Below are 14,807 nucleotides of genomic sequence, written 5' to 3'. Positions count from 1 at the left end.
ATAGTAAAGAATATGGCAACACCTCCTTTTAAGTATCAGGAGCCATTCCCAATGGGAAAGGACACAACGGAGTATTATCTGCTTACAAAAGATTACGTATCTGTCAGCGAATTTGAAGGCAAAGAAGTATTGAAAGTTGAACCGGAAGCGCTGACTCAGCTCACGAAAACCTGTTTTCATGATGTCGCTTTCTATCTGCGCCCGGATCATCAGGCACAGGTGGCTAAGATCTTATCCGACCCCGAAGCAAGCGACAACGATAAGTTTGTGGCGTTAACTTTCCTGCGTAATGCCGAAGTATCGGCCAAAGGACAATTGCCTTTCTGCCAGGATACGGGTACGGCTATTATCGTTGCCAAAAAAGGACAACAGGTATGGACCGGTTACGACGATGCCGAAGCGATGTCGAAAGGAGTTTATGAAACTTATACGGAGGATAATCTGCGTTACTCGCAGAACGTGCCTCTGAACATGTACGACGAAAAGAACACCGGAACGAACCTGCCCGCACAGATCGATATCTATGCCACCGAAGGTATGGAATACAAATTCCTCTGCGTCGCCAAAGGGGGTGGTTCGGCAAATAAAACCTATTTGTTCCAGGAAACCAAAGCGTTGTTGAATCCCGACACATTGGTTCCTTACCTGGTAGAGAAAATGAAAACATTGGGAACAGCAGCCTGTCCTCCGTATCATATCGCTTTTGTGATCGGTGGTACTTCGGCGGAAACCAACCTGAAAACCGTGAAATTGGCATCTGCTCATTACTACGACAACCTACCTACCGAAGGGAACGAAGGTGGCCAGGCATTCCGCGATATCGAACTCGAGAAACAAGTGTTCGAAGCGGCATGTAATATCGGGTTGGGAGCTCAGTTCGGCGGTAAATACTATGCGCACGATATCCGCATTATCCGCTTGCCACGCCATGGCGCTTCCTGCCCTGTGGGTATGGGCGTATCTTGCTCGGCCGACCGGAATATCAAAGCGAAGATCAATAAAGACGGTATCTGGATTGAAAAGATGGAAACCAACCCCGGACGTCTGATCCCCGAAGAACTGCGTCAGGCAGGCGAAGGCAACGCGGTGAAGATCGATCTCAACCAGCCGATGGCTGATATCTTGAAAGAACTGGATAAATATCCGGTATCGACCCGCTTGTCTCTGAGTGGAACGATTATCGTTGGTCGGGATATCGCCCACGCGAAACTGAAAGAGCGGATCGACCGTGGCGAAGGACTGCCTCAATACGTGAAAGATCACCCGATATATTATGCCGGTCCGGCAAAAACACCGAAAGGCATGCCTTCCGGTTCGTTCGGCCCGACAACAGCCGGACGTATGGACTCGTATGTCGACCTGTTCCAGGCCAATGGCGGTAGTATGATTATGATCGCTAAAGGAAACCGCAGCCAGCAGGTGACCGATGCATGCGCCAAGCATGGTGGTTTCTACCTGGGAAGTATCGGAGGCCCGGCGGCCATCCTGGCACAAGAGAGCATCAAAAAGGTTGAATGTCTGGAATATCCGGAACTGGGAATGGAAGCGATCTGGAAAATCGAAGTCGAAGATTTCCCTGCCTTTATCCTTGTCGATAACAAAGGAAACGATTTCTTCAAACAACTCAAACCCCGTTGCAGCGGATGTAAATAAGTTTGTTTGATCAGAATATTTATAAAGAGGATATCCGGGGGTAAAAACCGGGTATCCTTTTTTTCTTTATTCTGTTTTTGTTATATTTACGTTTTCCAGTATAAACCATAACTGCAATAACTATGGAACTCACACTTATTCAATCCAAGATTTATGAGATTCGCGGGCAGCGGGTGATGTTAGACTTTGACCTGGCTGAGATATATGGAATTGAAACCAAGTATCTCAAACGGTCGGTAAGAAGAAATCCCGAAAGATTCGAAGGTGAAGATTTTATGTTTGAACTCACTCGTGAAGAACTTTCAAGGTTCCAAATTGGCACCTTGAACAGGAAACAGGGTAGTAATATCAAATATTCCCCTTTTGCCTTTACTGAACTTGGTGTTGCTATGCTAAGTAGCATACTCAATTCTTCTACTGCTATTGAGGTAAACCGGGGGATTATGCGTGCTTTTGTAACTATGCGCCAACGATTGACAAACCCTCCGATTGACAAATACAATGAACTGAAAACCGAAGTGCGGGAACTCAAAGAATATATCGAAGAAGTATTCACCGATTACAATGACCTGCATGAAGACACCCGCATGCAACTCGAACTGATCAATGAATCCCTGGCCGAATTGCAAGCCAACCGCAAACTGTCCGATAAACCTCGTAATCCGATTGGGTTTATAACCGCCAATGAATGAAAATACTCCTCCTCCAAACTCGTGTTAATTTATTAACTTCCAAGTTTGTTTCCGTATTCGGCTTTCACTATCTTCGCATATAAAACTAAATGCGAATATATATGATAAAAAGATCAATTCTTTCTTTGTGGGTATGCTTCAGTATGTTGGCCGGGATAAACGCGGCTGATGAAGCACGTTTGTTACGTTTCCCGGCAACAAACGGGAGCGAGATCGTCTTCTCGTATGCCGGCGATCTTTATAAGGTATCGGTCAATGGCGGCGAAGCGCAACGATTGACTTCACATGTCGGCTACGAGATGTTCCCCAAGTTCTCGCCCGATGGCAAAACCATCGCTTTCACCGGACAATACGATGGGAACACGGAGGTGTACACCATCCCCGTAACAGGTGGGGAACCCCTGCGCCTGACCTATACGCCGACCAACCAGCGCGACGATCTGGGCGACCGTATGGGACCGAACAATATGGTGTTGGCCTGGCATCCCTCCGGGCAACATATCGTGTACCGGAACCGGATTAGTACCGGATTCACCGGCAAACTTTATACCGTCGACCGGGAAGGTGGTCTTTCGAAAGTGATTCCTTTGCCTGAAGGAGGATTCTGCAGCTATTCGCCCGACGGCAAACAACTGGCCTACAACCGGGTGATGCGCGAATTTCGTACCTGGAAATACTACGAAGGGGGTATGGCCGACGATATATGGGTGTATTCGCCCGACAAAAAAGCGGTAGAGAACATCACCAGTAACAAAGCGCAGGATATTATGCCAATGTGGATCGGCGATGATATATTTTATCTCTCCGACCGCGACCGGACCATGAACCTGTTCGTTTACAATACAAAAAACAAACAAACGACCAAAGTAACCGATTTCACCGAATATGATATCAAATTCCCCAGCGCGCACGGCAATACGATCGTGTTCGAGAACGGCGGATATATCTACACCATGGACGCCGCCAGCCGGCAACCGCGGAAGGTGAATATCTCCCTTTCTTCCGATAATATCTATGCCCGCGGCGAGATCAAAGACGGCAGCGGATATATTCGTGCCATCAGCCTTTCTCCCGGTGGCGAACGGGTGGTGATGACCGCCCGCGGCGAGGTGTTCAACCTGCCGGTCGACAAAGGGGTGACACGTAATATCACCCGTACACCCGGCGCGCATGAGCGTGACGCGGCATGGGCGCCCGACGGCACATCTATCGCTTATATCTCCGATGAAACGGGAGAAACCGAACTTTATCTGCAACCGGCAGCAGGCGGCGAAGCCGTGCAGTTGACCCGTAATAACGACACTTATATCCGTACGTTCCGTTGGAGTCCGGATGCGAAAAAGATCGTTTACACCGACCGGAAAAACCGGGTGAACCTATTGGATGTGGCAACCAAAAGAGTAAACGAACTGTTTCGCGATCCCAATTCAGAGATACGTGTAACGGATATATCTCCCGATAATCAATGGATTGCTTATTCCCGCCCGGCGGATAACACATTCTCGATTATCTACCTCTACAACCTCAACGAGCGGAAAGAATACGCGGTGACCGACAAATGGTACGATTCTTCTTCACCGGTGTTCAGCACCGACGGCAAATACCTGGTGTTTACTTCGGCACGCGATTTCAATCCGACCTACGGATCGACCGAGTGGAACCATGTGTATAATAATATGAATGGGGTTTACCTGGCTTTATTGTCAAAAGACACGCCTTCTCCTTTTATGGAAAAAGACGCGGAACTGAAAGCCGAAAAGAAAGAAGAGGCTAAAAAAGAAGAAACAGCAGCTGTCAATGTCCGCTTCGATCCGGAAGGAATTGCGGAACGTATCGTGAAACTGCCTTTGCGGGGTGGCCGTTATTTCAATTTCTATTCCGATGGTAAGAAAGTATATTATTACTCCCAAGGTGCGACGAAGGTGTACGACCTGGCCAAACAAAAAGAAGAGACCGTAATCGAAGGCGCGTCCATGTATGTGACTCCGGGAAGTAAAAAGGCGCTTTTTGCCAAAGGCACGCAATATTACGCAATGGATATCCCCGGTGGAAAGGCCGATTTGAAAGAAGCGATCAACCTGTCGAATATAAAAATTCCGGTGGATTATCCGCAGGAATGGGCACAGATCTACGACGAGGCATGGCGGGCATTCCGCGATGGATTCTATGTGGAGAATATGCATGGGGTCGATTGGAAAGCGATGAAAAAGAAATACGAAGTATTATTGCCTTATGTAAAAACCCGTCTGGACCTGAATTATGTGATCGGTGAACTGATCGGCGAATTGAATTGCGGTCACGCGTATGTGAATCCGGGAGAGACCGACCGTCCGAAGCGGATCGCATTGGGATTGCTCGGCGCTGAGATCTCCCGCGATAAGAGCGGATTCTTCCGCCTGGAAAAAATTCTGCCGGGTGCGTCGTGGAGTAAAGATCTGCGTTCACCACTTACCGAGCCGGGCGTAGAAGCCAAAAAGGGCGAATTCATCGTAGCTATCGATGGGGTTGCCACCAATAGTGTAAAAGATATGTATAGCCTGTTGGTTGGGAAAGCCGACGTGCCGACCGAACTGATGCTCAACACCAAACCGCAACTGGCTGGTGCCCGTAAGGTAGTAATCAGTCCATTGATGGAAGAATATTCGCTTTACCACTACAACTGGATACAGGACAATATCCGCAAAGTGGATGAAGCGACCAACGGCAAAGTGGGTTATATTTATATCCCCGATATGGGTGTGGACGGATTGAATGAGTTCTCCCGTTATTTCTATCCGCAGCTCGATAAAGAAGGACTGATTATCGACGACCGGGCCAATGGCGGTGGCAATGTTTCACCGATGATCCTCGAACGCCTGGCGCGCGAACCGTATCGCCTGACGATGCGCCGTGGTTCGGCAATGATCGGAACTGTGCCCGACGCCGTACAGATCGGACCGAAAGTCTGCCTGATCAATAAATATTCGGCATCCGACGGCGACCTGTTCCCTTGGGGATTCCGTGCCCTGGGACTGGGTAAACTGATCGGTACACGTACCTGGGGTGGTATTGTCGGCATCAGTGGCCCGCTGCCTTATATGGACGGAACAGATATCCGCGTACCGTTCTTTACCAGCTACGATCCGAAAACCGGCGATTGGATTATCGAAAACTACGGAGTTGCTCCGGATATCGAAGTGGATAACGATCCGATCAAAGAATGGAACGGCGAAGATCAGCAATTGAACCGCGCGATCGAAGAGGTGATGAAAGACCTGAAAAAACGGAAACCGAAAGCTCCGATCCCAGGTCCACGGGTATGGAATAAGTAAAATCTATTGTCTCCCACCGAGCTTCAGATCAATACCTTTATCATTCCAAACTTTATCTTTGATTATACAGCGGTGGTCTTTACTGGCAAGAGAGCATAAAAAAGTGGATTACAAAGAGGATATCCAGGGGATAAAACCGGGTATCCTCTTTTTTTCTTTATTCTGTTTTTCTTATTTTTACGTTTCCAACTATAAACCATAACAACAATAACTATGGAACTCACACTTATCCAATCCAAAATTTATGAGATCCGCGGTCAGCGAGTGATGTTAGACTTTGATCTGGCAGAGATGTATGGAATTGAGACCAAATATCTCAAACGGTCAGTGAAAAATAATATCAAACGTTTTCCTTCGGATTTTATGTTTGAAATGACTAAAAATGAATTTGACAGTTTGAGGTGCCAAAATTGCACCTCAAAACGTGGAGGTACTCGTTATATGCCTTACGCTTTTACCGAATTAGGGGTATCTATGCTTAGTAGTGTGCTTAATAGTGATATAGCAATCGAAGTCAATGTATCCATTATGCGTGCTTTTGTCGCTGTTAGGCGGTTGCTGGCCAATCCTCCGGTCGACAAATACAATGAGCTGAAAACCGAAGTGCAGGAACTTAAAGAATATATCGAAGAGGTATTCACCGATTACAATGACCTGCATGAAGATACCCGCATGCAACTCGAACTGATTAATGAATCCCTGGCCGAATTGCAGGCCAACCGCAAACTGTCCGATAAACCCCGTAATCCGATTGGGTTTATATCACCTTAATTGCCTATTTACATATGCAACAAAATCTTGCGATTTAGTACAACTGATAACATACTTCTTTTTATAAGTGCGAACGAGATTTTTTTTTGTAAAAGTTGCTATATGTCAGATTTTGGAGTGTCTTCCGGGCATCATCATAAAATTGCATCATATTTCCCCGGCTTACGGCATTCAACTCATATTTTGTTGAATCACGCAAGTAATCGTTTACCGGAATGATGCGATAAAGCGAGCGGATATGATCATTGTATCTGTTCACCCAAAAAGGTTCATAGGCGACAGAGTGGAGTGCAAGCCGGTTCTCTGATTTGACCAAAATAACTTCAAAAACAATACCGCAATCAGAATATCTCCACCGCTGATTAGAAACAAAATTACCCAGAGAGTAAATGACCGGTACCGTATCTCCTTTTTGCGTAATTATCTTGTCGAAAGGCTGAACAACATGGGGATGAGCACCCACAATAAGGTTGGATCCGTTTTCTGCCAGAAAACGTGCGAGCTCACGTTGGTTTTCATTTTCTTTCTGCTGGTATTCCTCTCCCCAGTGGATACAGGTAATGATATAATCGGGCGCTTGACTCTTGGCTTTTTCCAGGTCTTTTTTTATCTGAAGCGTATCGATCCGGTTTACCAGATTGGGTTTGTATACCGGCATCCCGTTAGTGCCATAGGTATAATTCAATAGACATAGTTTGATGTTTTTGGCTTCTACCAATAGTGGATAGTTCTCTGCCCGCTCGAGGGAGTCCTTGAAAGATCCGGTAAAAGAGGCACCACTCTTCTTTAAGTGTTCAAGAGTCCCTTCGATCCCTTTTTTCCCTTTGTCGGCCACATGGTTGTTGGCTGTAAAAAAAACGTTGAAACCGGCTTTTATCAAATCGTCCACTATTTCCGGAGGAGAAGAAAACATCGGATAACCAGTATAAGGTTTCCCCCCGAAAGGGACCTCCAGGTTCGCCATACTAAAGTCTGCCGAAGAAATATATTCTTGGATGTACTGCAAGGTCGGATGGAAGTTGTACATACTATCTCCTCCTTCGTAAAGAGCAGCTTCAAACTGACGGGAATGTACCATGACATCCCCCACAAAAAGGAGTTTCAATGTATCGGGCAAGACCACAGTTTCTTTCTCTATGGTTTCTTCTACAGAGGCTTTCCCCCGGGTAGAATAAATGATCAGACCGGCAAATAGGAAAGTAACTAAAACCGGAACTATGTACTTTGTTTGTTTCATGGAAGTAAAGATTCTAAAAGCCGAGCGCAATCCAAAGGGGTATTATTCTCCATAAGAAATTGCCAAACCTCATCCTGTTTTCAGCAAAGATAGAAGAATAATTTGTAGTTTTGTACAGATCCTTTTTTATACCATGAAAAAACAAAGTCTTCTTTTCCTTCTTTTTTCTCTTATTACAGTGCCTGTTATGCATTCACAAAAGAAATCGGATGTTTCCGGTTGGATCACCACAGACCTCGTTTTGACACAGGGGCATTGGGATTATACGGCCAGTCTGGAATACCGTTCCAAAGAGAATATGGGGGAGATGGATCTCTTTTCTATCGGAACGTATGGACGGTATACTTTTTCTCCTCTTTTGAAAGTAAGTGGCGGCTATGAGGCTTTTTTAACCCATACCTTTGATAGGGGTACTATCTGGGAACATCGTTTGTTGTTGCAAAATGAATCTTCGTTTTACTTTCAGGGAATTAAGATTGACAACCGTTTTTCTTTTTTAGATGATTTCGAAAAGATCAACACACCCTCCTGGGGAATCCGGGACCGTCTCAGGCTGAAGTATCCCGTCAGGAACATAGAGCCTTATACCTACCTGGAGTTGTATTATTATGTAAAAACGAAACAGATGGTTCATCATAAAAACAGGTATGCCGTAGGACTGAACTATATGATCGACTCACAGCATTTCCTGGGAATGTATTATATGCGGGAAGCTTATTTCCAGAAAACTTTTGCCAATAACGTCATTGGAATATCCTATGTAATGACTCTCTCTATATAGAATTACTCTTTTCGGGGAAGTATGTAAGAGAAGATTTTTATCTTTGACGGAAAGTTTAAAATCTTATAATTTAATAGATATCATTGTATGAAAACACAAATTCAACTCATTTTGCTTTTTGCATTCTTAAGCACTTCGCTTGGGGCGCAAATGCCTTTGTTTCCTACTCCGGCAAAAACAATGCAAGGGAAAGGATCCTTTGTGGTCGGTAATAACCTCTCAATCGAAGCGCAGGGAGATGCCCAAAAGATTGCCGATCAGTTCTCTCAGAACCTGAAAGAGATGCATTTATCCGATGCTGCATCAAGTGGAACGGTTCATTTTAAATTGAACAAAGAAAAAGCCATGGCTCCGGAAGCTTATTCTTTGCAGATCACCTCTTCAGCTATTCAGGCAGAGGCCTCTTCCATATCCGGTTTGTTTTATGCCAAAGAAGCTTTATTGCAATTGATTCGTTTCAACAAAGGTTCTTTAAATGCCTGCCGGATTGAAGATCAACCGCGATATGGTTGGCGTGGCTTTATGCTCGATGAGAGTCGCCATTTCTTTGGAAAAGAAAAGGTGAAGCAATACCTGGACATCATGGCCTCTCTGCGCATGAATATATTCCATTGGCATTTAACGGATGAACCGGGATGGCGTATTGAAATCAAACGTTACCCGAAACTGACAACAGTCGGTGGCATAGGTAACTGGCACGATCCGAAAGCACCGGCCACCTATTATACCCAGGAAGATATCAAAGAGATAGTCGCTTATGCAGCTGAACGCCAGATCACGGTGATTCCCGAGTTCGATATGCCCGGACATGCAACAGCGGTCTGCCGGGCTTATCCGGAAGTATCCGGGGGCGGGGAAGGACGTTGGCAGCATTTTACCTTTCATCCCTGCAAAGAAGAGACCTATGAGTTTATCAGCCATGTACTTGATGAAATCATTACCCTGTTCCCTTCTCCTTATATCCATATTGGAGGCGATGAGGTGCATTATGGGAATCAGAGTTGGTTTACAGATCCGGAGATTCAACAGTTTATCCAGGAGAAGAAATTGGTGAACGAAGTGGGGTTGGAACATTATTTTATTCGCAGAATAGCCGATATGGTAGCGTCTAAAGGGAAAACAATCATTGGCTGGGATGAGATTGTGGATGCGGGTGTTTCACCCTCTAAAGCCGTTGTGATGTGGTGGCGCCACGATCGCCAGTATCAGTTGGTAAAGGCTTTGGAACAAGGCTTCCGCGTAATCATGACTCCACGTCGTCCTTTGTATGGTGATTTTGTACAATACGGAGGGCATGCTGTCGGACGTTTATGGAATGGCTATAACCCGATTGAGGATATTTATCGTTTTCCGGATAATGTCATTCATCTGATGAAAAATTATGAAGACCAGATCATGGGGATGCAAATGTCTATGTGGACAGAACGTATAGCTGACCCTAAACGATTGGATTTTATGGTCTTCCCTCGTCTGGTAGCCGTGGCAGAGTCGGCCTGGACATTGCCTAAGGCCAAAGAAAGCTCTCTTTTTATGAAAAAGTTACCGCGTTTCCTGGAGTTCCTGGACACTAAAGGTATTTACTATTTCAATCCATTCGCTCCGGATATGCGCCCCGAACCGACCTCACCGGAGAAAGAAGATTTATTGCAAAACGGATAATAAAAAGCAAAAGAATATGAAAAAGGAAATCGTTTTATTTATTTGTTTGTTTGTCTTTCAAGTAACTCACCTTTTTGCCGCTGAAAAAGTAGAAGGCAATGGGCATACGATTACAAAAAAGATTGATGTGGAAGAGTTTGATCAACTCTTTTTAGGGAGCGGGATCGAAAGCAGTGGTTCCGGGATTCGTTTTTTAAAAAAGAGTACAAAGAAAGAGTTATCTTTTGAATATACGCAAAGGAACGGATCGGCTACTTTAGTGATCACGATGGATGAAAATCTTTTTGATTATCTGTCGGTTGAACAAAAAGGAGGATCTCTTCGGATTCAGGCAAAGGAAAACTACCAGATCCTGCCTACATTGTTGAGTATAAAAGGTGGATCTTCCGCCTTGAAAAAGGTGGATATCACCGGTTGTCTGAATTTCATTGTCGAAGGTGCATTACAGGCCGATGAACTGAAACTGGGAGTATCCGGGGTAGGCAATATCACCCTCTCAGATCTGTCCTGCCAGGTATTGAACGGCTCTGTTTCCGGAGTAGGGAATCTCTCTCTGAAAGGGAAAGTGGATAAGGCCAAATACGACCTTTCCGGGGTAGGTAAAATCTTCGCTTATGATTGCGTGGTAAAAGAATTGGCATGCCATGTCAGTGGAGTGGGTAATATGGAGGTGAGGGCCTCCGAAAAGTTGTCTGCCAAAGCATCCGGAGTAGGAAGTATCTCTTATAAAGGAGAGGCTACCGTAAATGCTAATGCCTCCGGAGTGGGACGCATAAAAAATGCAAATTAAAGAAGAGAAAGAATAGACAAAGAAAGGTTGGTTGTGTGAATCACAGCCAACCTTCTTTTTTATACCATTGAATCGTTTCTTCTAATCCTTTTTGTAAGGGGTAAGCAGGCGTGAATCCCAAATCCTCCTGAAGCGGTGTCGTGTCGCATATCCAGTTACGCTGTTTAAGGATGATGTATTTATCGCTGTTGAGCGTCATGCTTTTCTTCATTATTTTTCCGATTCCTTCGGACAGGCAACAGGCCATATAGGTGCATGCCAAAGGGATACGTGCGTGCAACACCCGTTTTTTCTGTAATATCTGCTGAATCTGTTGGGCAAAAGAATGATCGGTATGTACGTCGCCATCGGCCACGAAATAATGCCGGTTCTGCACTGCCTCATTTTCCAAAGCCAGGAAAGCTACTGTCGCCAGATCTTTCACATAGATGAATGTGATACGTTGAGCAGTATATCCGACTGCAAAATCGAATCCGGACTGTATACTTTTGATGGCCATATAATAATCTTTCTCTCCCGGACCGTATACACCTGTCGGGCGAAGAATGACATAAGGGAAATAGGTTTGGCTGCGTACATAGTTTTCAGCTTTCAGTTTGCTTTTTCCATAAACCGTAAGGGGATTCTGGGCATCGTCCAGGCGGATCGGACGAAAAGTCTTTTCATCTCCTGTGCCATAACTGCTCAGGCTACTCATCAACAGGAACTTTTCCGGCCGGCAACCGGCAATAGCCAGGGCTTCGATAAACGTATGTGTATACTCGGCATTCACGCGGAAGAAGTCTTGTTTATCTATCGTCTTGGTGAGGCCCGCATTATGGATGATATACTTCCAGGGACCATGCTCTGCGGCAAAAAGAGCGAGTTGTTGTTTGAGTTTGTCTTTGTCGTTATATGCTAAATCAATGAAATGAATACGTTCATCCTGTAAGTGGGCACGGCTGCTCCCCGAACGGATACCGGCCCATACATCGTACCCTCTTTGCAAGGCTTCTTCCACCAGAAACCCGCCAATGAATCCACTGGCACCCGTGATCAATACTTTTTGTTTCTCTGTTTTCATCTGATTGACATCTTACTGTTTGTGGGACTTGAGTATCCGGTGCGGCAAATCTCCATGACCTACCAGTTCCATAGGACAGGCATAGGTGTTATCCAGCCATTCTTCCGCGACATCCGTGCCCGGATGATAGTGTAATGTTTCATTTACACAGGCTATATTCTTTACGATGGGAAGGATTGTTCCCATATCGTGGGATACCAGGATGATGGCACTTTCTTTATTGATCTCTTCCAATAACTGATAGAAACGGGAAGCAAAACGTTTATCCACATACGAATTCGGTTCATCCAAAATCAATACCTGTGGACGGGAAACGAGGGACCGCCCTAATAACACACGTTGCAACTGCCCACCGGATAGTTCGCCAATCGGACGCGCCTCCAGGTCTTCCAGACCCATCTGTTGGAGTGTCTCGTCTATCCGCATTTGTTGTGTTTTATCAAAACCCCGGAAAAGAGGTTTTTCGGAAGAAAGGCCGGAAGATATTACCTCCCTGACAGAGATGGGGAACTTCTTATCAATCCTATTGAGTTGAGGCAGATAACCGATCCGTAACGCAGGAACCACCGTGTCTTCCTGAAAAAAACGGATACTTCCCGATGTAAGGGGAAGCAGGCCGAGAATCACTTTGAGAAGCGTCGTCTTGCCTCCACCGTTCGGCCCGATAATGCCTAAGAAATCGTTCGCATACACACATAAGGAGATGTCACGCAGGACTGTCTTTTCCCCGTACCCGGCACTCATATCTCTTAACTCAATCAATTTATTCATCCATCAACGATTTAGCGATATGCATCATTTCTTTCTGCCAGTCGTAGGCCAACGGGTTAATCCGTATAATGCGGCAACCGGTCTCTTTCGCGATCAATTCGGCATTTTTCTGGTCAAACTCTTCCTGAACGAAGACCACCTGTGTATTGTGATTTCTGGCTGTATCGACCAACTCTTTCAATTGGGCAGGAGAAGGCTCCTTTCCATCCATCTCAATGCATAATTGGGTGAGGTTGTTTTCCTCGGCAAAATAGGTCAATGCCGGGTGATAGATGATGAATGTACGGCTTAAAACCGGTTTCAACAGTTGCTTGATGGTTTCGCCTGTTTTTTCGATTTCATCGATCAAAAGGGCATAATTGGCTTGGTAAAAGGCCGCGTTCTCTTTGTCTAATGCCACAAAGGCTTTGAATGTGTTTGCCGCTATTTGCCGGGCTCCGTGAACAGAACTCCAGATATGCGGATCAAGCTCCCCGTGGTGGTGATGGTGGTGGTGAGCACATTCCTCTCCGTCAGGATGAGGGTGAATAGATTCTTCCTTGTTCGCGATAAACCCTACCCCTTCGGACAAATCAAAACAGATCAGATCCGGATTATTCTCTTGTATACTTTTCATCCAGGCCTGTTCGAATCCGATAGGCCCTATTTGCAGATATGCTGTGCTTTGTCCGATTTGCACCATTTGCTGCGGCGTCGGGTCATATGTCTCCGGGCTTTGTCCGACCGGTACGACGGTGTTTATCTTGTACTTGTCGCCTGCGATCTTTTCTGCAAAGAAACGTTGCGGTTCGATAGTCACCGAAATTACTTTCTCTGATAGCGGTTTGGATTGACAAGAGACAAGGAGTATCCATGAAATAAAAAAATAGAAATGTTTCATCCTGAAATTGTATTTTTGACAAAGGTACGAAAACAATTATTCATAAAAAACCGGCTGAAAGGTTTAAAAAAAAGCCTTCAGCCGGTTTATTTCGACAATATTTTTATTTTTCAAACCTGCGTTTGAAACAATCTTTCGGATCGTAAATCCTTTTTCTTAGCCTGTTCGGCCGGATTATTCTTCTGTGTCGTTATCGAGCGCTTTCCATGTAAAGGCAGCCATGGCTCCTCCCAAGAACGGGGCTACGATGAATAACCACAATTGAGAAAGTGCTTCACCACCCTGGAATAAGGCCGGACCTATGCTACGTGCCGGATTCACCGATGTGCCGGTGATAGGGATACAAACGATATGAACCAATACCAAAGCTAAACCGATGGCAACACCGGCAAATTTGTTTTCGGCTCCTTTAGAAGTAACACCTAATACCACCAATACGAAAATAAAGGTGAATACTGTTTCTGCTATAAATGCAGGAAGAACATTTGAATATCCGTTCGCGCCTGTCAGGGTAGTGGTCGATCCCGAATCTTTTGCTAATATATACAGTATAGCCGAACCCAGAATGGCTCCTACTACCTGAAACACCATATACATACCTGCATCTTTACCTGAAATCTTATTGGAAAGTAATAAACCCAACGTTATCGCCGGATTGATGTGGCAGCCGGAAATTTTTCCAATGGTATACACCATCGCTAATACAGCCAACCCAAAGGCAAAGGCTACTCCTAATGTGCCCACAGCGGCAAATGGCTGCCCCGTGCCAGCAAATACGGCACTACCACAACCCATAAGTACAAGGACCATAGTCCCGATTAATTCTGCAAGATACTTTTTCATTTTTCTTTTATATTTAAGTTAAACAGTCTTTGCAAAGGTAGAGAAATAAATTTATTTACTCTAATTTTTAACGATTTGCCGTATGCTTAACAAAGAGAGAGGGATTATTGTTTTCAAATTAAATCATAGATCGCTTCGCGAAGCGTAAAGCAAAATGGGGAATAAGGTAGTGTCTGATACTATCCTGGCCGGGGCTGACCCAAAAGTCCGAAAAACTGATTTTCACCCCTGTTACAGATACCTGTAGAGGGGGTGATTATAAGAAAAACCGACTTTTGGGTCAGCCCCCCGCAATACATCCCCTTACACCAACCAGCACTATCTTGGCTCCTCTTCTTGGATAAGAAGAGGGGGAC

General features: G+C 45.3%; 12 protein-coding genes. 7 read left to right on the top strand and 5 right to left on the bottom strand.

The features are described 5' to 3' along the window. The first annotated feature begins 12 nt into the window (after positions 1-12). The 4 genes from D0T51_RS09955 (at position 13) to D0T51_RS09940 (ending at position 6,427) form a co-directional block, all read left to right on the top strand. Positions 13-1,653 (top strand): fumarate hydratase, encoded by a 1,641-nt coding sequence (locus D0T51_RS09955; RefSeq protein ID WP_163728775.1) that lies wholly within the window; start codon positions 13-15, stop codon positions 1,651-1,653. Between the two features lie 122 nt (positions 1,654-1,775). Next, positions 1,776-2,345: an ORF6N domain-containing protein gene (locus D0T51_RS09950; protein WP_163728772.1), complete on the top strand. Its 570-nt coding sequence runs from the start codon at positions 1,776-1,778 to the stop codon at positions 2,343-2,345. A 101-nt stretch (positions 2,346-2,446) separates the two neighbouring features. Next, positions 2,447-5,656, top strand: coding sequence for a S41 family peptidase (locus D0T51_RS09945; protein ID WP_163728769.1), 3,210 nt, complete (start codon positions 2,447-2,449; stop codon positions 5,654-5,656). A gap of 213 nt (positions 5,657-5,869) precedes the next feature. Continuing rightward, positions 5,870-6,427: an ORF6N domain-containing protein gene (locus D0T51_RS09940; RefSeq protein WP_163728767.1), complete on the top strand. Its 558-nt coding sequence runs from the start codon at positions 5,870-5,872 to the stop codon at positions 6,425-6,427. A gap of 61 nt (positions 6,428-6,488) precedes the next feature. On the opposite strand, the gene D0T51_RS09935 is transcribed toward D0T51_RS09940, so the two are convergent. Continuing rightward, the gene (locus tag D0T51_RS09935) at positions 6,489-7,664 is read right to left on the bottom strand and encodes a CapA family protein (protein ID WP_163728765.1); all 1,176 of its coding nucleotides are present in this window, start codon (positions 7,662-7,664) and stop codon (positions 6,489-6,491) included. A 133-nt stretch (positions 7,665-7,797) separates the two neighbouring features. Between D0T51_RS09935 and D0T51_RS09930 the strand changes: the two genes are divergently transcribed. The 3 genes from D0T51_RS09930 (at position 7,798) to D0T51_RS09920 (ending at position 10,894) form a co-directional block, all read left to right on the top strand. Then, complete coding sequence (locus tag D0T51_RS09930) at positions 7,798-8,445, top strand: DUF2490 domain-containing protein (protein WP_163728762.1); 648 nt, start codon at positions 7,798-7,800, stop codon at positions 8,443-8,445. Positions 8,446-8,532: 87 nt separating this feature from the next. Next, the gene (locus tag D0T51_RS09925) at positions 8,533-10,104 is read left to right on the top strand and encodes a beta-N-acetylhexosaminidase (RefSeq protein WP_163728759.1); all 1,572 of its coding nucleotides are present in this window, start codon (positions 8,533-8,535) and stop codon (positions 10,102-10,104) included. A 16-nt stretch (positions 10,105-10,120) separates the two neighbouring features. After that, positions 10,121-10,894, top strand: coding sequence for a head GIN domain-containing protein (locus D0T51_RS09920; RefSeq protein WP_163728756.1), 774 nt, complete (start codon positions 10,121-10,123; stop codon positions 10,892-10,894). 40 nt (positions 10,895-10,934) lie between these two features. On the opposite strand, the gene D0T51_RS09915 is transcribed toward D0T51_RS09920, so the two are convergent. The 4 genes from D0T51_RS09915 to D0T51_RS09900 form a co-directional block, all read right to left on the bottom strand. Further along, positions 10,935-11,957 carry an NAD(P)-dependent oxidoreductase gene (locus tag D0T51_RS09915; RefSeq protein ID WP_163728753.1) on the bottom strand — a complete coding sequence of 341 codons (1,023 nt, stop codon included), beginning with the start codon at positions 11,955-11,957 and terminating at the stop codon, positions 10,935-10,937. A gap of 12 nt (positions 11,958-11,969) precedes the next feature. Next, positions 11,970-12,728, bottom strand: a complete 759-nt coding sequence (locus D0T51_RS09910; protein ID WP_163728750.1) for a metal ABC transporter ATP-binding protein — start codon at positions 12,726-12,728, stop codon at positions 11,970-11,972. Further along, positions 12,721-13,608 (bottom strand): metal ABC transporter solute-binding protein, Zn/Mn family, encoded by an 888-nt coding sequence (locus D0T51_RS09905; protein WP_163728746.1) that lies wholly within the window; start codon positions 13,606-13,608, stop codon positions 12,721-12,723. Before D0T51_RS09905 ends, D0T51_RS09910 begins: the two co-directional genes overlap by 8 nt. A gap of 174 nt (positions 13,609-13,782) precedes the next feature. Then, on the bottom strand, positions 13,783-14,451 hold the full coding sequence (locus D0T51_RS09900) for an MIP family channel protein (protein WP_163728743.1): 669 nt from the start codon (positions 14,449-14,451) through the stop codon (positions 13,783-13,785). Between the last annotated feature and the right edge of the window lie 356 nt (positions 14,452-14,807).

Origin of the sequence: Parabacteroides sp. 52, from assembly GCF_010500925.1 — a bacterium.
In the GTDB taxonomy this organism is placed as follows: Bacteria; Bacteroidota; Bacteroidia; order Bacteroidales; family Tannerellaceae; genus QVMG01.
This window is presented reverse-complemented; position numbering and strand designations above follow the sequence as displayed.